17 protein-coding genes are annotated in these 20598 nt (G+C 67.7%); 16 read left to right on the forward strand and 1 reads right to left on the reverse strand.

Annotated elements, in window-relative coordinates:
* Positions 1-33: 33 nt before the first annotated feature.
* The 16 genes from ER308_RS11190 to ER308_RS11265 all read left to right on the forward strand — a co-directional run bounded on the left by ER308_RS11190 (position 34) and on the right by ER308_RS11265 (position 19564).
* On the forward strand, positions 34-1107 hold the full coding sequence (locus ER308_RS11190) for a cell wall-binding repeat-containing protein (protein ID WP_131155066.1): 1074 nt from the start codon (positions 34-36) through the stop codon (positions 1105-1107).
* Positions 1108-1264: 157 nt separating this feature from the next.
* Positions 1265-2683, forward strand: a complete 1419-nt coding sequence (locus tag ER308_RS11195; protein ID WP_131155067.1) for an adenylate/guanylate cyclase domain-containing protein — start codon at positions 1265-1267, stop codon at positions 2681-2683.
* 46 nt (positions 2684-2729) lie between these two features.
* Positions 2730-4220: an MFS transporter gene (locus ER308_RS11200; RefSeq protein ID WP_131155068.1), complete on the forward strand. Its 1491-nt coding sequence runs from the start codon at positions 2730-2732 to the stop codon at positions 4218-4220.
* Positions 4221-4544: 324 nt separating this feature from the next.
* Positions 4545-6188 carry an FAD-dependent oxidoreductase gene (locus tag ER308_RS11205; protein WP_131155069.1) on the forward strand — a complete coding sequence of 548 codons (1644 nt, stop codon included), beginning with the start codon at positions 4545-4547 and terminating at the stop codon, positions 6186-6188.
* Positions 6185-7615, forward strand: a complete 1431-nt coding sequence (locus ER308_RS22795) for a sensor histidine kinase (RefSeq protein ID WP_131155070.1) — start codon at positions 6185-6187, stop codon at positions 7613-7615. The genes ER308_RS11205 and ER308_RS22795 overlap by 4 nt, the downstream gene beginning before the upstream one ends.
* A gap of 216 nt (positions 7616-7831) precedes the next feature.
* Positions 7832-8155 carry a DsbA family protein gene (locus ER308_RS11215; protein WP_276319895.1) on the forward strand — a complete coding sequence of 108 codons (324 nt, stop codon included), beginning with the start codon at positions 7832-7834 and terminating at the stop codon, positions 8153-8155.
* 189 nt (positions 8156-8344) lie between these two features.
* The gene (locus ER308_RS11220) at positions 8345-9403 is read left to right on the forward strand and encodes an alpha/beta fold hydrolase (RefSeq protein WP_131155072.1); all 1059 of its coding nucleotides are present in this window, start codon (positions 8345-8347) and stop codon (positions 9401-9403) included.
* 299 nt (positions 9404-9702) lie between these two features.
* Positions 9703-11028, forward strand: a complete 1326-nt coding sequence (locus tag ER308_RS11225) for an alpha/beta fold hydrolase (protein WP_131155073.1) — start codon at positions 9703-9705, stop codon at positions 11026-11028.
* Positions 11029-11195: 167 nt separating this feature from the next.
* Positions 11196-12314, forward strand: a complete 1119-nt coding sequence (locus ER308_RS11230) for a M24 family metallopeptidase (protein ID WP_165492013.1) — start codon at positions 11196-11198, stop codon at positions 12312-12314.
* A gap of 41 nt (positions 12315-12355) precedes the next feature.
* Positions 12356-13327: an NAD(P)-binding domain-containing protein gene (locus tag ER308_RS11235; RefSeq protein ID WP_276319839.1), complete on the forward strand. Its 972-nt coding sequence runs from the start codon at positions 12356-12358 to the stop codon at positions 13325-13327.
* Positions 13327-14538, forward strand: coding sequence for a metal-dependent hydrolase family protein (locus tag ER308_RS11240; RefSeq protein ID WP_131155076.1), 1212 nt, complete (start codon positions 13327-13329; stop codon positions 14536-14538). The genes ER308_RS11235 and ER308_RS11240 overlap by 1 nt, the downstream gene beginning before the upstream one ends.
* A 25-nt stretch (positions 14539-14563) precedes the next feature.
* The gene (locus ER308_RS11245; RefSeq protein ID WP_131155077.1) at positions 14564-15505 is read left to right on the forward strand and encodes a branched-chain amino acid transaminase; all 942 of its coding nucleotides are present in this window, start codon (positions 14564-14566) and stop codon (positions 15503-15505) included.
* An 84-nt stretch (positions 15506-15589) separates the two neighbouring features.
* Positions 15590-16660 carry a TRAP transporter substrate-binding protein DctP gene (dctP, locus tag ER308_RS11250; RefSeq protein ID WP_131155078.1) on the forward strand — a complete coding sequence of 357 codons (1071 nt, stop codon included), beginning with the start codon at positions 15590-15592 and terminating at the stop codon, positions 16658-16660.
* A 94-nt stretch (positions 16661-16754) separates the two neighbouring features.
* Complete coding sequence (locus tag ER308_RS11255) at positions 16755-17258, forward strand: TRAP transporter small permease (RefSeq protein ID WP_165492014.1); 504 nt, start codon at positions 16755-16757, stop codon at positions 17256-17258.
* A gap of 136 nt (positions 17259-17394) precedes the next feature.
* Positions 17395-18705 carry a TRAP transporter large permease gene (locus tag ER308_RS11260; RefSeq protein WP_131155080.1) on the forward strand — a complete coding sequence of 437 codons (1311 nt, stop codon included), beginning with the start codon at positions 17395-17397 and terminating at the stop codon, positions 18703-18705.
* 91 nt (positions 18706-18796) lie between these two features.
* Positions 18797-19564 (forward strand): cyclase family protein, encoded by a 768-nt coding sequence (locus ER308_RS11265; RefSeq protein ID WP_240732083.1) that lies wholly within the window; start codon positions 18797-18799, stop codon positions 19562-19564.
* A gap of 81 nt (positions 19565-19645) precedes the next feature.
* On the opposite strand, the gene ER308_RS21595 is transcribed toward ER308_RS11265, so the two are convergent.
* Positions 19646-20260 carry a class I SAM-dependent methyltransferase gene (locus ER308_RS21595; RefSeq protein ID WP_165492015.1) on the reverse strand — a complete coding sequence of 205 codons (615 nt, stop codon included), beginning with the start codon at positions 20258-20260 and terminating at the stop codon, positions 19646-19648.
* Between the last annotated feature and the right edge of the window lie 338 nt (positions 20261-20598).

Here is a 20598-nt window from a genome sequence, read left to right on the forward strand (position 1 = left end):
GGCAAGACCCACCCGTGACCGAAAGGAGGGGCCATGCATACCCGACACCATCCCGCCCGTGCGCGCGGCGCGGTGATAGCCATCCTCGTCCTCGCGTTCACCGCGTTGCTCGCCGGCGTGGCTCACGCGGACGAGGACGCCGACGTCTGGCGCATGGAGGGGGACGATCGGTTCGGCACCGCGGTGGCCGTGTCCGAGCAGCAGCCCTACTACCAGTTCCCCGAGGACATCATCGTCGCGACGGGCATGAACTACCCGGATGCGCTCGCCGCCGGACCCGCGGCGCACCAGCCCGGAGCGGGTCGGGGCAGCATCCTGTTGACCGCTCGCAACGTGTTGCCGTCGGTGACCGAGGATCGGATCGGGGACATCCTGCCCGACACGATCTACCTCGTGGGCGGCACCGCGGCGGTCTCGCGAGAGGTCGAGGCCGAGCTCTACCGCCTGGCCAACGACGTCGAGCGGATCGCCGGGCCGACCCGGTTCCACACGGCCGCGGAAGTGTCGCGCACGTTCTTCAGCGGCACCGGCGGTGACGTCGTCGTCGCGACCGGCACGGATTACCCGGACGCCCTGTCGGGCACGCCGCTCGCTCGGGCGGCGGGCGGCCCGGCCCTCCTCACCGCGCGCGACCACCTGCCGAGCCCGACCGAGGACGAGCTGTCGCGGCTCTCGCCGGACCGAGTGTTCGTGATCGGTGGAACGGCTGCCATCTCCGACTCGGTCATCTCCGAGATTCGTTCCACCACCTCCGCGGAAGTGTTCCGGATCGCGGGCGCGAACCGCTACGATACCTCCGCGCGGGTCGCTGAGCTCATCAGCGGTCGGCAGGCGTTCGTCGCCACTGGCGAGGACTACCCGGACGCCCTGACCGGGGGCGCGCTGGCCGGGTACGGGGGCGACCCCGTCATGCTCGTCGCCCAGGACCACGCACCCGAGCCCGTCCTGGAGCAGCTGCGGGAGCGCGAAGCGGAGGAGATCATCGTTCTCGGCGGCACCTCGGCCGTCTCGAGCTCGACCGAGGAGGAGCTGCGCTACTACGAGCAGGGTGGCGGCAACGGCAACGGCAACGGTCCGTGTCCCCCCGAACCTGGCTCCCCCTGCTGAGCCGTGGGGCTGGTTGGTTCGGGGTGCGCGATGGGCCACTGGACCCGTCCGCCGGGGTGGGGCATGCTCCGATGGGGACGGCCACGATGCTCGGGGGTCAGGGGGACCGCAACCACCATCGGCCGGTCCTGGCCGCGCGAGTGGAGGAGGCCGCCCCGTGCTCGGCGCCAAACCGGGTCACCGCTGGGCCGCGTTCCGTCGCGGCGACGTCCTCACCATCACCGCCGCCACCGTCGTTGCCCTCGGGCTGCTCGTTGTGCTCCGGCTCTGGCCCGTCCTCGACGTTCGGTGGGAGAACCACCCCGCGCACTTCTGGCTGGTGCTGGCCGCGTCAGCGGTCGCCACCACCCTCGGCCTCGCCATGGTCGGGGCCGCACGCCGGCGTCAGGATGCGCGCCTGTTCGTGGTCTCGCTGGCGTTCCTTGCCGGTGCGGGTTTCCTGGGCCTGCACGCACTGGCCACGCCAGGTGTTCTGCTCGGCCCCAACGCTGGCTTCGAGCTGGCGACACCGGTCGGCCTCACCATCGGTGGCGTGCTCGTGGCCATGTCCGCCATTGAGTTCCGACCGTCGACCGCGCGACGCATCACGAGATGGTCGGGGTGGCTGTTGGGTGTCCTCGTGGCCGTCATGATCGTGTGGGCGGGGTTCTCCCTCGCGGGCCTCCCCCCGTTGCACGATCCGGTGCCCGAGGAGGCCCTTCAGGGATGGCAACTCGTTCTGGCCGGTGTCGGGGTTCTGGGGTACGGCGCGGGTTCGATCGGCTACCTGCGGCTGCACCGGCGTCGCGGCGCGCGCGTGGTCCTCGCGATCGCCACGGGGTTCGCGCTCCTCGCTGCCGCGATGATCGTGATCGCGTTCGCCGCGAACTGGCAGCTGTCCTGGTGGGAGTGGCACGTGCTCATGCTCGCCGCGTTCGGCCTGATCGCCGCCGCGGCCCGCCGGGAGTGGCACGAGGAGCGCTTCAGTGCGCTGTATCTCGAGCGCACCCTGCAACACACGCAGGAGGCCAGCGTCCTGTTCGCCGACCTCGCGGGCTTCACCACGTTCGCCGAGCGCAGCGAGCCCCGGGCGGTCCAAGCGATGCTGAACACGTACTTCGCCCGGCTCGTGCCGCTCATGGCTGAGCTGGGTGGCGAGGTGCACCAGCTCATCGGTGACGCCGTCATGGTGGTGTTCAACAAGAACGGCGATCAACCGCGCCATGCGCTGCTCGCCGCGCGTGCGGCGCTCGCGTTCCAGACGGCGGCCGAGGAGATCGCCGAGGCCCGTCCGGACTGGCCGCGGTTCCGTGTCGGCGTGAACACCGGTGAGGTGGCTGCCGGTGTGCTCGGGGAACGGGGCCACCGCAAACACGACGTCATCGGCGACACGGTCAATCTCGCAGCGCGGCTCGAGGGGCAGGCTCCCATCGGCGGGGTCCTGATCGGAGAGGGGACCCGAGCCCGGCTGCCGGCCGAGGCTCGCGTCGAGGCGCTGGCGCCACTGGTGCTCAAGGGGAAGGCCGAGCCCGTGACGGCGTACCTGCTCCACGATCTCGGCACGCCCGACCCGCGGCCCGAGGAGACGAGTCGGTGACCCGCGCTTCGGCATCGCTGCCGACCCCAGCCGTCGCGGATCGGCCGTGAGCCCCGGGGCGACCGAGTCCGCGCATCACGGCATCGCCTGGGGCTCCCCCGCGGCCCGATGGGTGCTCGCGGCCACGGTAACCGGCAGTGGGCTCGCCCTGCTTGACGCGACCACCGTGAGCGTCGCCCTGCCGTCGATCGGCCGTCAGCTCGGCGCGACGGTCGGTGGCTTGCAGTGGACGGTGAGCGCCTACACGCTCACGCTCGCCTCGTTGATCCTCCTCGCGGGGTCCCTGGCGGATCGCTTCGGCCGTCGCCGCGTCTTCGTGATCGGCATCGTCTGGTTCGGGGCGGCCTCGGCGTTGTCGGCCCGGGCCCCGACCCTCGAAACGCTGGTCGCCGCGCGTGCCCTGCAAGGCGTTGGCGGCGCGCTCCTGACGCCGGGGAGCCTCGCGATCCTGCAGGCCTCCTTCGCCGAGGGCGCGCGCGCGATCGGCGCGTGGTCGGGGCTCGGGGCGATCGCCGCAGCCGTCGGTCCCCTGGTGGGCGGAGTGCTCGTCATGACCGTGGGGTGGCGGACGATCTTCTGGGTGAACCTGCCGGTGGCGTCGGTCGTGGTGTGGATCACGCTGCGCCACGTGCCCGAGTCGCGGGCGGCGAGCGGAGTGGCCCGGCGCTTCGACGTGGAGGGCGCGGTGCTGGCCACGCTCGGGCTCGGGTTCGTCACGTGGGCCCTCATCGCCGTCGGCGAGCGGGGCGCCGAGCCCGTGGTCTGGCTTATCGGGGCGGCGGGGCTCCTCGCACTCACCGCCTTCCTCTGGGTGCAGCGACGCACCCCCGAGCCGATGATGCCCCTCGCACTGTTCGCCGCCCGGCAGTTCTCGGCGGCGAACGCGGTCACGTTCATCGTCTACGGCGGGATGGCGGTGCTGTTCTTCCTGTTGGTCGTGCAGCTCCAACAGGTGCTCGGTGCCTCGCCGCTCCTCGCCGGGGCCGCGCTCCTGCCCATCACCCTGTTCATGCTGGCGTTGTCGGCCCGGGCGGGAGGGGTCGCCGAACGCGCGGGGCCGCGCCGGTTGATGGCCGTCGGTCCGCTCGTCATGGCCGTAGGACTCGTGCTGGTGGCAAGTATCGATGCGGATGCGAGCTACCTGGTCGACGTTCTGCCGGCGGTCGCGGTGTTCGGCTTCGGGCTCGCCCTGATGGTGGCGCCGTTGACCGCGACGGCGCTCGCGGCCGCGGACGAGGGACGGTCCGGGATCGCGTCGGGGATCAACAACGCCATCTCCCGCACGGCGGGGCTCCTCGCGGTGGCCGCCATTCCACCGCTCGTCGGGCTGACGGGCGACGCGTTCGCCGACCCTGCCAGGCTCTCGGCGGGGTTCCGCGACGCGATGCTCGTGGCCGCAGTCATCGTGGCATCGGGCGGGGTGCTCGCGTGGCTCACGATCCGCGACGAATCACTCGGCGGGAGGCCGGCATGCCCGGCCAGCCGGCTGGCGCGCCGCCGGCACTGCGCGGTCGACGGAGCACCGCTGGAACCCTGACGGAACAGCGATCGGTGCGGGCGACGCCATGAGGGATCGAACGCGAACGAAGCGCCATCGTGATGACTTTCTTTCCGCCCCCTCGCTGGCGACTGACGAGGCATGAGGGGCCCATTGACGGGCGAAAACCACGGGAGCAACGTGCATTGCCTGGGGACTGCGTATCCGGGGACGTTCTCGTCGTGATCCGGGGCGTACCACTCGCGGACGGCCGATGCCGCGGTCCTCCCGTCGCGCGGAGAGGGTTGCGGTGCTCAGGTTGGCGGATTCGCGGGAGTGCGGTCGGGTCGAGCCCTTCCGTGCGCGACGCGAAGGGATCGGCGAATGACTGCGCCCGTCATCCTCGCCGTCGATGACGATCCGACCGTGCGCTCGGCCGTCGAGGCGGACCTTCGGGACCACTACGCGGAGCACTACCGCGTCGTCGGGGCCTCCTCCGGTGACGAGGCACTTCACGCCCTGCGCCGGCTCCGCGCCCGCGACGACCCGGTAGCCCTGTTGTTGGCCGACCAGCGGATGCCGGGCATGACCGGGGTGGAGCTGTTGCAGCACGCGGTCGAGTTGTACCCGGACGCCAAGCGTGCCCTGCTCACCGCCTACGCCGACACCGAGGCGGCGATCGCGGCGATCAACGACGCCGGCGTGGACCACTACCTGCTCAAGCCCTGGCATCCCCCCGAGGAGCGGCTCTACCCGGTGCTCGACGACCTTCTCGAGACGTGGCGACCGCCGCCGCTCGTGGCGGACCTACGGGTCATCGGCCACCGCTGGTCTCCCGCCTCGCACGCCGTGCGACAGCTGCTTGCCCGCAACCTCGTGCCCTACCGTTGGCTGGACCTGGAGCGGGAGCCGGAAGCGACGACGCTCTTGGAACTCGTTGGCGAGGACACCGCCGGGCTGCCGGTGGTCGTGCTGGGCGATGGCAACGCGATGTCCCGGCCCGGGTTGCCCGAGCTCGCGCAGGCGGTCGGCCTGAAGGTGCAGGCGGAGCGGGCCACCTACGACCTCGTGGTCATCGGCGCGGGACCGGCCGGGCTCGCGGCGGGAGTGTACGGGGCCTCCGAGGGCCTGAGCACGCTGGTGGTCGATCAGATCTCCGCCGGGGGACAGGCGGGGACGAGCTCCCGCATCGAGAACTACCTCGGCTTCCCGGCAGGGCTCTCCGGAGCGGATCTCACGATGCGCGCACACCAGCAGGCCTCCCGGTTCGGTGCGGAGATCCTGACCCCCGTGTGCGCGGTGCGAATCGATCGCGTCGACCCCTACCGCATCGTGCGACTCGACGACGGCAGCGAGGTCACGGCCTCTGGCGTGGTCGTGGCCACCGGGGTGAGCTACCGCACGCTGCAGGTACCGGGCGTCGAGGGGCTGACAGGTGCCGGCGTGTACTACGCGGCCGGCCGGTCCGAGGCGCTCGACCACGAGGGCGGCGAGATGTTCGTGATCGGCGGGGGCAACTCGGCCGGGCAGGGGGCGATGTTCCTCACCAACCACGCCGCGCACGTGACCCTGCTCGTCCGCGAGCCGTCGCTGGCCGGCACGATGTCGCGCTACCTGCAGGAGCAGCTGGAGTCCGCGGACAACCTCTCGATTCGCTACGGCACGGTCGTCACCGAGGTGAAGGGCAGCGACCACCTCGAAGCGTTGGTCCTCGCGGGCGGCGACGGGACGACCGAAACCGTGCCGGCGGACGCGCTGTTCGTGTTCATCGGCATGGCCCCCCGCACCGACTGGGTCCAGCCCGTCGTCGCCACGGACCCGGCCGGGTTCCTGCTCACGGGTCTGGAAGTGGGTGTGAGGCCGCAGGGGTGGAACGTGGCGCGGCAACCCCTCCAGCTCGAGACCAGCGCCCCCGGGGTCTTCGCGGCGGGGGACGTGCGCGCGGGCTCGATCAAGCGCGTCGCGAGCGCGGTGGGTGAGGGAGCGATGGCGGTCCGGTTCGTGCACGAGCACTTGGCGAACCTGTGAGCGCTACCCAGAGCACGCGGGCCCTGCGCGGCTCCGAACTGCTCGAGGCGCTGCCCCAGGATCTGCTGGACGAGCTCGCCTCCCAGGGCACGAGGAGTCGAGTGGAGGCGGGGGCGATCGTGCTCGAGGAGGGCGCTGTCGCGGACGCGATGTTCGTCGTGGTGGAGGGCGAGCTCGAGGCGCACAAGCGAGTGGGTGGCTCATGGGTCGCGGTCGGCACGGTCGGGCCCGGTGAGCTCGTCGGTGAACTCGGGCTCGTCTCGGGTCAGCCCCGGTCCGTGCGGATCCAGGCGACGGTCCCGTCGGTCCTGGTGCGGATCGACGCCGTCGCCCTCGACGCCGTCCTCGCGCATCCCGGCGCCGCCCGGGTGGCGTTGGCCACCGCGACACGACGGCGCGAGACGCAAGAACTCCTGTTGCGCGAGCACGGTCGCATGGCGACCCTCGGGACGCTCACCGCCGGACTCCTGCACGAACTGAACAACCCCGCGGCGGCGGTCCACCGCGCCGTGACCCGCCTGTCCGACGTCCTCGATGCCGAGGAGCGGGCGAGCGCCGCGCTGGTCGCGGCGGGTGAGTCGGGGTTGCGTTCACGCCTCGCCGTCCTCGTGGAGGGCGCCCGTCGCTCGCCCGAGCAGGGCCCGCTCGCGCAGGCCGAGGCAGAGGAGACGTTGCGTCGGTTCCTCGATCAGCGGGGTGTCGCCCGGGCGTGGGTGCCCGCTAGCGCCCTCGCCGCCGCCGGGATCACGGCGGAGCATCTGACGATGCTGGACGGCACGGAGCCCGCCACGGTCGACCGGGCGGTGGCATGGCTCGCGGCGCGCGCCGACCGGGCACGCCTGCTGGACGAAGCGGCGACCGGCGTCGAGCGGGTCACCGAGATCGTCGGGGCGGTCAAACGCTACGCGCACCACGACGAAGCGCCGGTGCAGGACGTCGCGGTCCACGACGGCCTGGAGGCGGCCCTGACGCTGCTGCGGCACAAGGTCGGGGCGGGGATCGCGATCACGCGGGACTACGCGGCGACCCTGCCATGGATCGAGGGTCACCCCGGCGACCTCAACGGCGTGTGGACGAACCTGCTCGACAACGCGATCGACGCGGTCGGCGAGAAAGGAGAGGTCACGATCGCGACGCGGGCGATCGATGACGGCGTCGAGGTGAAGATCATCGACGACGGTCCAGGGATCCCGCCCGACCGGCTCGACCGTGTCTTCGACCCCTTCTACACGACCAAGCCGGTCGGGGCCGGGACCGGCCTCGGCCTGGCGACCGCGCGAGCGGTGGTCGTCGAGGGACACCGGGGCGGACTCGAGATCGAGTCGCATTCCGGTCGAACCGCCGTCATCGTGACGCTGCCCGGATCGAGGTCGCGGGTTTCATCTGCCGACGACGGGCGGGAACAGGCGAGGAGCGGCGATGGCTAGGACGATCTTCGAGCGCTACGGCGGCTTCGCGAAGGTCGGCCGAGTGGTGAGCGCGTTCTACGGCAGGGTCCTCGACTCGCCGGTGCTCGCGCCCCACTTCGACGACATCGGGCAGCAGCCTCGGCCTGGTTCTCGGTTCGCGCTGTCCCCTCCAGGTCATGAGCGTGAGGACCGCCGCGGCGCAGTACGGCTACCTCGCCGGGGCCGCCGTTGGTGGTGCGGCGCTCGCCACCGGGGGCTATTCGGGGCTGGGGGTCGCCTTGGCAACTGCACGACCTGATGCTGAGCCGCCAGGACCGGCTTGCGCGCAACGACCTCCTCGCCTATGCGGGCGAGCTGGGGCTGGACGTCGACCGGGTCACCTGCGAGCTGTCCGAGGGGACGCACCGGCCGCGGGTCCGCGAGGACGTGCGCAGCGGCGTCGCCAGTGGCGTCGCCGGAACGCCGACGCTCTTCCTTGGCGGGGAACGACGCGACGACCTTGTTGACGCGTACCGGCTCATGAGCGAGATCGAGGACCGCCTCGGGCCGGTCACCTGACGACCGAGCGCTGGTGCCGGACGCCTCCTCGGATCGGGGCGGGCACCGGCGACCGGCGATGGGAGCGCGATGATCGACCCGATCCCGCCGCCCTCGGAGGGGGTGGATGGCAGTTGAGGACTGCCCGCCGGACTCGACGACGCGTAAGGTAGGGCGGCCCGGTCGCGACGAGGTGGGGAAAGCCCGCGCATGGTCTCCGCCGGCACGGTCCGGTTCTGTCGCCTCCCCGATGGCTCGCGGGTGGCGTACGCCTCCGCCGGTACCGGCCCGCCGGTGGTCATGGTGCCCGGGTGGCTGTGTCACCTCGAGGAGAGTTGGAGCCACCACGCTGCGGCCAGCGCACGAACCAAGCTGGCGCGATCCCACCGGTTCGTCTGGTACGACCGCCTGGGCTGCGGCCTGTCGGACCGCGACGGGTTCGAGCTGTCGATCGAGAACGACGTCGCGCAGCTGACCGCCGTACTCGACGCCGCCGGGATTGGCTCCGCAGACCTGATCGGCTACTCCTTCGGCGCGCCGCCCGCCGCGCTGTTCGCCGCGCGCTTCCCGGATCGGGTGCGCCGCCTCGTGTTCTACTCCGGGTTCGCGCGGGGGACGGCGATGATGCCCCGCGAGAGCCTCGAGGCGCTCCAGCAGCTCATCCGGACCGACTGGTCGATGGCCTCGCAGCTGTTGGCCACCCGGCTCCTGCCCAACGCCTCCTCCAGGGACCTGCGGTGGTTCAGCCGCTTCCAGCGCGTCGCGGCCGAGCCGGAAATGGCGGCGCTCCTCCTCGCCCACACCTGGGAGATGGACGTACGGGACGTGCTGCCGGACATCCGCTGTCCGGTCCTGGTGGCACACGACCGGGAGGATCAGACAATACCGGCGACGGCCAGCGAGGAGATCGCCGTGCTCGTGCCGGGCGCCGAGTTCCACCTGTTCGAGGGCAACGAGCACGACCCGTTCATTCGCGACGCCGGGTCGGTGGTCGAGGCCATCCTCGCCTTCGTCGAGGGGCGACCGATCCCCTCTGGTGCGGCGCCGAGGCCGGATGGCGCCGTGCTGACCCCGCGTGAGCAGGAGGTGCTGCGCCAGCTGGCCGCGGGCGCCACCAACCAGCAGATCGCCTCGGCGCTGCGGATCCGGACGAAGACCGTCGAGCGGCACGTCACCAACCTGTACCGAAAGCTCGGCGCCGGCGGGCGCGCCGACGCGACCCGCCACGCGGTCGCGATGGAGCTCGTCCCCGGCGAGCCTTCGGCCTGATCCAGCTCGGCCGATCCGGGTCGCGAGCCCGACTGCCCGGCCCCGACTGCCCGGCCCGGCAGCCCGGATCCCGACTGCCCGGCCCCGACTTCGAGCGAGTTCGGCCCGAGCCCGGCCGCCATGGGTGCGGGGTTTCCCGTACAGCCGTTCGCGGGGTCCTCCCGACGCGGGGTCGCGGAGGCGTTGCCTACCGTCGCACTCGTGGGAGGCCCGGCATCCGGCTCCGGTCCTGAGGGACGCGACTGAAGGGGATCCGCGCCGCACCCGTCGTGCACGAGGCATGGAAGGGGAGGATCGTGATGGTGCGTCGCAGCGCGTGGGTGGCGGGGCTGCTGCTGGCCGGTGTGCTCGGCCTCCTGGCCCTGGTGATCGGGGTGGGCGTGGTCACGGACCGACCCACCGACACGGTGGTGACGATCGACCGCGACCTCCCCGAGGTGGTGACCTTCCTCGAGGCGGAGCGCGCCTTGATGGACCACCACGACGTGGACTACACCGAGTACGCGGTCACGGTCGAGGACCCGGCGCTGCGCGTCCGGGTGCTCGAGGTCGGCGAGGGACCGCCGGTACTGGTCCTGCCCCCCGCGGCGGGGGAGGCGGCTCGCCTGGCCCCCCTGCTCGGTCAGCTGGAGGGCTACCGGTTCCTGCTCGTCAACCTCCCGGGTGGCGGAGCCAGCGACGGTATCGACCTGCGGGCGGTCGACCAGCGCCCGATGGCTCGCGCCACGCTCGATGCCGTGTATGCCCACTTCGGCCTGGACGAGGTCCCCGTCGTCGGGGCTTCTGTCGGCGGGACCTGGGCGCTGTGGTACGCCCTCGACCGTCCCGAGCGCGTGAGCGCCGTCGGGCAGCTCGGGGTGCCCGTGGCCGTGGAAGGCACGGTGGTGCCTCCCGCGCTCGTCGTGCTCGGCATACCGGGCGTGGACCGGATCGCTGCCGCGACGGTCATGGTCTCGGATGCGCCGTCCGACGCCGCCGACAGCTTCGAGGAGGCGTTCGGCCACCCCAACGGGACCGCGCAGCGGCTGCCTGCGGCGGCCCTCGAGTTCGAGCACGCCGTGCAGCGACTGCCGACGTACGCGCTGACGTGGCGCAGCCTCGCCCAGGACAGCCTTCGCATGGCCGGGTTCGGTGGTTGGGCGACCACGGTCGAGATCCGTTCGGACGAGCTGGGTGAGCTCAAGTCCCCCGTCCTGCTCGTGTGGCCCTCCGAGGATCCGTTCGGTGGCCCCGCGGTCGGCGAGGAGCTCGCGGGCCTCCTTCCGGATGCCCGCCTGCACATCGCGGGCACCGGGCACCTGCCGTGGCTCGACGACGCCGAGGGGGTAGCCGAACTCCTCGACCGTTTCCTCGATGCCTCGGGGCCCGCGGCTGGGCCTGACGCGTCGAGACGGTGGCCGACGGCCGGCTCCTCGACGGCCAGCTCGACCGCCTCGGCTAGTGCAGTCGACCAGCGGCGGAACCGTCGTGGATCAACTGCTGCGGCGACATCTCCGCCGAGCGCTTCCGGAGCTCCAGCGCATCCCTGGCCTGGCCGAACGAGACGACCAACACGCATCCCAGACGCAACCCTTGACAGAGGTTTGATCAACTGTCAGATTTCAAATTGGGACTCGCGAGACTGACGCGGCTAGCAGCTCTCCCCGGGGTCGTTCGCCCCTCGCGAGCGGGCCTCGGGGCCTGGAACCGTCGGTCGGTGCCTCGGCGGCCCCGACGGTTCATGCTTCATCTGGCGTAACCATCGGAGGTTGGGATGACGAACGCGTGGGAAGCCAAGGCCAGTCCATTCCCTATGGACGAGTACGAAACCCGCCTCGAGAACGTCCGCCGCGAGATGCACGCACAAGCGTTGGACGGTCTGCTCGTCATGGGGCCCGAGGACCTTTACTACCTCACTGGTTACCGCTCGATGGGCTACTTCGCCCACCAGGTGCTGATTGTGCGGCCGTCCGGGGAACCGCTCATGCTTTCAAGGGTCCTCGAGCAGCGGATGTACCTCGCCAACTCGTGGAGTCAGCGCTACCACGCGTACGGGGACGACGAGAATCCGATTGAGGCGACCATTGAAGCTCTCCGCGGTGAAGGGCTCGGCGCCGGGAATCGGCTTGGTGTGCCGCTCGGGAGTAAGCACCTATCTCCTGTGGACGCCGTCAAGTTGCAGGACGCCATGCCGGGCGCGGAATGGGTTGACGCGACCGGACTCGTGGCCCGCCTGCGGTCCACCAAGTCCGACCGGGAGATTGAATACATCCGCCAGGCAGCGAGTTTCACCCGAACTGCGTTCCGGGCCGCCGCCGAAGCTGCAGCGGAAGGGAAGACGGAGAATGACCTGGCAGCAGCCTTTCTCGGCTCCATGATTGCAGAGGGTAGTGAGAAACCAGCTAGTGGCCCGCTGGTCGGGTCAGGCCCCCGTTCGTCGTACGGCCACAGCTCTTGGGAAGGTCGGCCCCTTGAACGTGGCGACCTGATCTTCCTGGAAGGGGGGGGCTGTGTCCGTCGCTACCACGCAGGTGCGATGCGCACCATCGCCATTGGCGAGCCCAGCGAGCAGGCCCGCGCATTGGAGGAAGGCAGTCGCGCCGCCGCGACGGCTGCGGTGGAGGCGTTGAAGCCCGGCGCGACATCCGGAGACGTCGATAAGGCGTGTCGCGACGCTGTTGCTGAACTCGGCTTAAGTGAACACTTCCGCCACCGCACCGGATACTCAATAGGGATGGGCTTTAACAATTGGATCGACGGGTTCAGTCTCCGTCCCGCCGGTGACGAGGAGATCAAGTCCAGTATGGTTTTCCACGTCGTCCCGTTCCTCAGTACTCCGGACTTCGCAGTAGCGTTGAGCGAGACAGTACTAGTAAGTCCCGAGGGCGGTGAGCGAGTGGTCGCCTTGCCTCCTGAGCTCATTGTTCGGTAACTCCGTGCGCGGACAGGAGGGGCCATGACTCGGATTGTCTCGTGGGAAGACATGGAAGCCATAAATATGGCCCCACGAGACATCATCGAATTGACGGAAGAAGTTTACGTTCGCGATCATGCTGGCGACGTGGAAGTTCCGGACAAGATTGGTGTTCATCCCCCTCGAGAGAATTCTCATTCCTCCACGCGATGCCCGCGTGTCTGCCGTACCGGCGCGCGGTCGGGATGAAGTGGGTCGCGTACTACCCGGGGAACACCCACGAAGGGTTGGTGGACTCCACTGGGATAGTCGTATTGAACGATTACGAGACGGGGCATCCGAAGGCAATCCTGGACGGCATGTGGATTACGTTCGCGCGAACCGCAGCGTGTGCAGCAGTTTTTGCCCGGTATCTCACAGCACGGCGGAACCCCCAGAGCTTGGCCCTGCTTGGCGCCGGCGGTCTGGCTCGTTGGTCGCTCGCCATGCTTTCTGAGGAGTTCACTTCGCTGAGTGAAGTGCGGGTCACCTCGAGGAGTAGGGAGAGCCGAGACTCCTTCTGCAAGGAGTTGGCACCGCTAGGGGCCTGGAACCTGCGGTCGTGCGAAACGGCCGAAGAGGCGGTGAAGGATGCCGAGATTGTGGTCAGCGCCATCGTGCCGCACGCGACGCCACCGTTTCGGGCGGAGTGGTTGGCGCCCGGCTCTCTCCTAATTGCGCTCGATCACCTCCATGCGTGGGATAGTAGAACCTTTATCGAGGCCTCCCGCCTCATAGGGGACGCCGAGCAGTTCCTGGTCAACGCTGCTCCAAACTATGGTCTGGATTGGGGGTCCTTGGGTGGCTACGGCGATATAGGCGCAATCGCGGCGGGGGCAATGGCGGCACGGGAGCCCGACGAGTCACGTCTCGTCGGAATACCGACTGGTAAGGCGAGCATCGACATCGCGCTGGCTGCGGATCTCCTCACACGTAACGGAGCCAGCGGTCGGCTCGCGGTGGACCTCGGGCCGAGACAGGTGGGGCACTGATGCTGTTACGCAACTTCAATCTGCTTGATGTCCTTTCAGGCGAGATCCGGGAAGGGTGGTCGCTGCAGGTCGAGGACGGGCGAATTTTTTGGATCGGGGAAGAGGACCGCGTGCCGGGGGCCGGCGAGCCAGTGGACCTCGGCGGGGCAACAGTCATGCCGGGACTGATCAACTGCCATGTGCACTTGAGCTACGGCGGTGAGGCAGATCCGAGCACGCGGGTGAACCGTGGCGCCGGGGAAGAAGCGCTCGTGGCGGCCCGACACGCTTGTCAGACCCTCAATGGTGGAGTGACGACGGTAAGGGACTGCGGGAGTCCAACGCGGGCGGCGACCGTGGTGCGGGAGGCGGTTTCCCGCGGAAGACTGGCGGGGCCGCGCGTACTGTCGAGCGGACGCCTGATCACCATGACCGGCGGCCACGGACATTGGACCGGGGTCGAGGTGGACGGTGCCGACGGTGTGCGAACCATGGTGCGGGAGGAGATCAAGCACGGGGCGGATTGGATCAAGTTCGCCGCGAGTGGGGGAGTGCTGACTCCCGGCACGCTCCTTGGCGCCCCTTCCTTCACTGCGGAGGAGATGGCCGCGGGCGTCGAAGCGGCGGCCTTCTTGGGGCGGCGAGTCGCCGCCCACGCAATCGGCACCGAGGGGATTAAGAACGCGCTTCGAGCGGGCGTCACCTCGATCGAGCACGGCAGCTACCTCGACGCCGAGGCGATCGAAATGATGCTGGAGCGGGACGCCACGCACGTGCCGACCTTGTCGGCCTACTACAACGTGATCCACCACGGCGTCGAGGGCGGAGTACCACAAGAGGCCGTCAATAAGGCAGCGGGGGCCCATGAGGACAACCGCAACAGCCTCGTTCGGTCGTTGGAAGCGGGGGTCAACGTAGCCGTCGGAACGGATGCGGGGACGCCCTTCAATTCACACGGAGGGGTCGCCCTGGAACTGGAACTGATGGTCGACGCGGGCGCTTCCCCACTGCAGGCCCTGCAGTCTGGGACCATTAACGCTGCGCGCAACCTCGGGATCGAGTCCTTCTGCGGCTCCATCGAGAAGGGCAAGTCGGCAGACCTGCTGGTCCTCGACCGCAGCCCCTTCGAGGACTTGAACGTGCTCAGGGAGCCGCGCGCTGTGATGGTCGCCGGTAGTTGGGCGCCGCCCTGCGACACCCCCGAGGGCCCGCTGGGTCTGCTGGGAACGTAAAGGCACGAAGGTGAGAGGACGTAAGGTGCAGGGTACCGCCTATTTCGACGGCGAATTCATCGATCTCCGGGAAGCGAAAGTCAGCGTCCGGTCACACGCGTTCAACTATGGCATCAGTGTTTTTGAGGGTATACGCGGTTACTGGGTGGAAGCAGCCGGGGAGGTCCGAATCTTCAGACTTGAGGATCACCTCAGGCGCATGGTCAGCTCGGCAAAATTGCTGCAGATGAACGACTTCCAAGACGTCGAATGGCTCACCCAGACGTGTTGCGATCTTATCCGCAGAGGTGACTTCCGAGAGAACGTCTACCTGCGTCCCATCCTGTACAAGGATGCACCGGATGGGCTCGGAGTGCGCCTCGATCGTGCCCCCGATGCGTTTCTGGCCTATCTGTTCCCGCAAGGAGACTACGTTCCCGCGGACCGACCGCTGCGCGTGGGCGTCGGGTCGTGGCGACGGCTTGACGATAACGCCATCCCAGCGCGAGGAAAGATCGGCGGCGCGTATGTGAACGCGGCGTTAGCAAAGACGGAGGCTGTGCAGCGAGGGTATGACGAGTGCGTGATGCTGACACAGGCCGGCACAGTCGCTGAGGGCAGCACCGAGAACATATTCCTCGTTGATCAGTCCGGGAAGCTTGTTACACCGACAACAACGGACGACATCCTCGTCGGGATCACGCGCGACACCGTCATGCATCTAGCGCGGCAGGAACTCGACCTCGAGGTAGAGGAACGCGTGGTGGACCGCTCTGAGCTGTATCGGGCCTCAGAGGTGTTTCTGTGCGGGACTGGGGCAGAGATCGCTGCCGCGGGCGAAATTGATGAGCGCCAGGTGGGGACGGGGAAAATCGGACCTGTGACCCAGCGCTTGCGCGAACTCTATGCGGAGGCGGTTCGCGGACAACTTGCGGGCTACGAGGAGTGGAACACGAGGGTGACCCTGCCGAGGGGGGAGCCTGGCTGAGAGGGGGGTGGACGGCAAGTCGGGAGGCCCGCGTCTGAATGGTCGATGAATACGAGTTTCAGAGCACCATAAGCGAGGTTAGACATGGCTAGATCCTTGAGCGTCATACTGGTCGGTCTTGTGGGTTTGCTCGCAATGGCCTGTGCCGATGACACCGACGAAGTTGAAGCCGAGCCACCTGAGGATGAGGAGGCCGATGAAGAGGCGAACGAGGAGACCGACGAGGAATCAGCGGGAGAAGCAGATATCGAGCTGAGTGCACTCATTTATGAGGAACCCGAGAAGGAAGAGGATAGTATCAACTTCTTTCGGCTCTACATGGACCGAGTGGAGGAAGAGAGCGACGGGCAGATCGTTTTTGAAGACGTGGCTGGGCCAGAAACAATTCCCACCGGCGACCAGATGTCGACGGTCGCCGATGGAGCCTTCGACATGGTGTTGACGTTCACAGCGCATGCGGGGGACGTTCCCGAGGTGGAGACCGCGCCGCTCTCTAGGTTAACCCCCGAGGAGGAACGCGGAAGCGGCTATTACGACTGGTTCGTCGAAGCCCACGAGGAGCGCATCGGTGTGACGCCGATCGGTCGGGCAACGACCAACTCGGGGTTCCAGATCTTTTCCACAGAGCCTATTGAGGGCATGGATGACTTGTCGGGGATGGATATCCGTTCGCACTCAGGGTATGACCCCTTTTTCCATGCGTTGGGAATGGAAACGCATCACATGGATATCGGTGAGATTTACTCTGCCCTCGACCGCGGTGTTGTTGAGGCGGCGCCCTACCCGCTGTACGTCTACGACCTCGGAATTCACGAAGTCGCAGAGTACGCAGTAGAGCCGGCGTTCGGGACTTCCCACTCCACGTGGAGTTACATTAACACCGATACCTTTGAGGGGATGTCGGAGGACCTACAGGAACTGATGCTCGGTGTGCAGCAGGACCTCGAAGGGGAGATCGACGAACTAATCGAAGGGTGGCATGCCGAGGAGCGCGAGCGACTGGAGGAGGCTGGCATGGAGTTCCTCTCGCTGCCCGAGGGTGAGGCCGAGGAATTTCAGGAACTCTACATAGATTCCCGGTTCGAGGGGCTCGTGGAGGACGACTTCTTAACTGCGGCGGAGGCGGAAGAGGCACGCGAACTCACGGGAAACTAGAACGTTCTGCAGTGTCCTAACAGCAGCCAAGGTGTGAGCGACTGATGGCAAGGCTGACCGACGGTGACCGTCCCCGATGACTAGTATGGGAAGGTTGTTCGACAGGGTACTCGACATCGCGGGCGCGCTGGTCGGCTTTCTGGTTGTGTTCCAAGCCATCGCGGTCGCGGTGAACGTCGCCACCCGCTTCTTCTTTGACTTCACGATCGCGGCGGTGCTGGGGCTCACGGAGTGGAGCGTCGTGTGCATGGCATTCCTGGGGGCCGCCTGGTTGGAGCGCGAACGAGGCCATGTTGCCATGGATGCGATAGTGGATCGCTTCCATGGGCGCAGTAGGGTAGTACTTGAACTATTGGCCGTGGCGGTCGGGCTCGTGGCGTCAGCGGTCCTCGCCTACTACGGGACGAAGGTAAGCTACGACATGTGGGTGGCGGGAACCCACGACTTTTTTCGGATGCAGTACCTGCCGCAGGCGTACGTAATGGCGGTTATTCCGGTCGGGGGCGCACTTCTCTTCCTCCAGCTGCTGCGGCGCGGATGGACAGCGGCCACCAGCCGTCAAGATCGAGCGGAACCCGGTGAGGCGGGAGATGCGTAGCGGGCGTTGGGGCAAGTCGGGTTCGCGCAACGGCATGGTGGCGGGCTGTTGGTCGTGTTTGGTTATGGCGAGAGCAACGAGCGGGTTGGTCGGAGGGGTCGTGCGCATGCCGAGTGCTGAGGGGCGAGGCTAGCTCATGGAATGGCCGCTAGTTCTCGTGCTCCTCTTCGGTGGGTTTCTAATTCTGGTCCTGCTCGGCGTACCGGTCGTGTACGCGTTCTTCGGGGTCAACATTGCTTGGCTCTATGTGCTTCTCGGCAGTGCGGGCTTGGAGCAGCTTATCCGGAGCGTCTACGGCTCGTTGGCCCTCTTTGTGCTCTTGCCCATCACTTTGTTCATCTTCATGGGCGAGTTGATGTTTAGATCAGACGTTGCCCAACGAGTCCTGGACGCATTGGACGCTTGGCTGGGCAAACTGCCCGGCCGGCTGTCGATTCTTGCGGTCGTGGCAGGGGCCCTCATGTCGGCTTTGAGCGGGGCGAGCATCGGGAGCACTGCAATGCTTGGGGGCACGCTCGTGCCGGAGATGCGTCGGCGCGGCTACAGCAAGGCCATGAGCCTAGGGCCGGTGCTCGGCAGTGGCGGCATCTCGATCATGATTCCACCGAGCGGGCTCGCAGTTATCCTCGCCGTGATAGCTGGCATCTCCGTGGGCGCGACTCTGATCGCCATCATTATTCCCGGGGTCATACTGGGTCTTGCCTACGCTAGCTACATAATCGCGCGCGCTGTGATGCGCCCTGAGGAAGCGCCCCGCTACGACGTGAAGCGCATCCCGATGTCCGCGCGCTTGTGGATGGGTTTGAAGTACATAGCCCCTTTGGCGCTGATACTTTTTCTTGTGGTTGGTACGATCTTCCTGGGGATTGCCACACCGACGGAAGCAGCGGCGCTCGGTGTGGTGGGGGCCTTCGTTCTAGCGCTCGTCTATGGGGGTTTCTCATGGGCGGGCTCGCGGCGGGCTGTCATGACGACCGCGCGGACGTCTGTGATGGTGCTCGTTCTGCTAGCTGGCGCGGAGGCATTCTCCCAAGTGCTGGCGCTGACTGGAGCGCACCGCGGACTCGCGGACTGGACAGTCAACCTGCCGCTCCCACCGATCCTTATCATCGCTATGATGCTGGTCATGACGCTTATTCTTGGTATGTTTATTGGCGGCGTCCCGCTAATGCTTATCACCCTGCCGATATTCATCCCTGTGGTCGAGACACTGGGATTCAGCCCCCTGTGGTACGGGGTGCTCACGCTACTCGCCGTGGAGATGGCACAGACGACGCCCCCCTACGGAATCCTACTATTCGTAATGAAGGGTGTGGCTCCGGCGGATATTACTATCGCAGATGTAACCCGAGCCGCGCTACCCTATATTGGTATTGACGCTGTCGTGATGGTTATACTTATCGTCGCGCCCGCGCTGGTACTGTGGTTGCCCGGCATGATGGGCTAACAGGGATAAGCCCCAGCAATGCACCTGAATCCGAAAATGGAGCCCCCGAGACTTCCCAAGTAGTGGGAAATCGATTGCGCGGAGGTGGATGATGGATGAGAGTATTTCTCAAGTCGAGCTTGGACGAGGGAGCATCCGTAGCATCGTTGACCTTACACAACCGCTCTCGGAGCATACACCCGTTATCCCGATACCGCGGCCATACGAGGGCTCTCCACGGTTCGAGATGCACGAAATCAGTCGGTACGACGAGCGCGGTCCGGTCGCGTACTGGAATTGGTTCGTTGGCGGAGAGCATGTGGGAACCCATTTCGATGCGCCTGTCCACTGGGTGTCGGGGCAAGGGGGTGAAACGGTCGACCAGGTTGAGCCCCGCTGGCTCATCGGGCCGGCGGTCGTTCTGGACCGTGTCGCGCAATGCGAAAAGGACCCCGACTATTTGCTCGACATTCCCGATGTGGAGGAGTTCGAGGGGCAGCATGGACCGCTGCCCGACGGTGGGTGGTTGCTATACCGGTCGGGATGGGGGCGGTACGCCCACGAGGAGAATCGTTTCCTCAACGCGGACGAAAGGGGCTGTCACACGCCCGGGGTGACCGCACGCTGTGCGCGATGGCTGAGCGAGGAGCGCCCGATTTGCGGTTTCGGGGTCGAGACAGTGGGAACGGATTCCGGGCTCGCGTGGGAACAGGATCCGCCGTTCCCGATCCATCACTATCTGCACGGAGCCGGCAAGTACGGCCTCACGCAACTTGCGAACCTGGAGCAACTGCCTGAGACGGGGGTCACACTCGTCGTGGCTCCGCTGCGGATCGTCGGGGGGTCGGGCAGCCCCGCTCGCGTCTTCGCGTTGGTTTGAAAGCTCGGGGCTAGCTGCGCATCCCGAGGGCTCTTGTTGCCTGCAAGGAAGCCACACGATGGCACGTGGGCACCACCGGGGTCAGCAGCGAGCGAGCAGGACGTCGTTCGCGTCGGGCCCGGAGAGCGTGAAGGCCTCGTCGAAGCCGGCTCGCCGCAGCGCCGCGAACCAGTCGTCGCGGGGAAACGCCGCGCAGACGTGCCGGTCGTGCACGGCGCGCACCGTGGCGCCCTCTCGCAGCAGGTACGCGAAGTCGACGATGTAGGTGGGGTCGTCCGGGTCGGCCTCCCAGGTCCACTCGAGATAACGCAGGTCGCGCTCGCCCCGGTCGCGGCCACCGTGGTGGGTGCCGGTGGTGAACGTTTCCCTGACGAAGTCGGGGGCGAACAGCGCGAGACCGCCGGGGAGCACGTGGTCGTAGGCAGTGCGCGCCGCGTGGAGGTCGTCCAGGGTCGTGAGGTAGCTCGCCGCGTCGTGGACGAACACCGCGTCGAAGCGGCGGCCGAGGCGGACGGTGCGCATGTCCCCGGCCAGGTGGGTGCATTCCGGGTTGATCCGCCGGCTGGTCTCGAGCATCGCCTCGGAGGCGTCGACGAGGACGAGGTCGAAGTGGGCCTTCAGGTGGTTCGCGTTGTTCCCGCCGCCGCTGCCGAGTTCGAGGACGGTGGTGACCGTCCGGGTGGCGTGCCCGAGCAAGTGGCGGTACTGCTCGGCCTCGTCCGCGTACTCCTCGGGCGGCGGTGAGAAGATGGAACCACTCGGCGAGGTCGCCGTAGAGCTTCGGGGCGTGTGGGGCGGGTTCGTCCACGACCGGGAGTCTACGAGCGGCCATGAGGCCTGGATGCAGTGGGCCCGGGCCGCGTGGTGCGGCCGGGTTCGCGTGGTGCGGCCGCGTTCGCGGGTGGCGCCGCGTTCGTGAGGTCGGGCGCCCGGGTTCACGGGTGGCGCCGGACCTGCGCTCGACCGTCGGCAACGCTTGAGCGCGACATCTTGCGTCCGAGCGTCATGGTCAATCTGGTGCAACCTTCGTTGGG

Source organism: Egibacter rhizosphaerae, from assembly GCF_004322855.1.
Lineage (GTDB): Bacteria > Actinomycetota > Nitriliruptoria > Euzebyales > Egibacteraceae > Egibacter > Egibacter rhizosphaerae.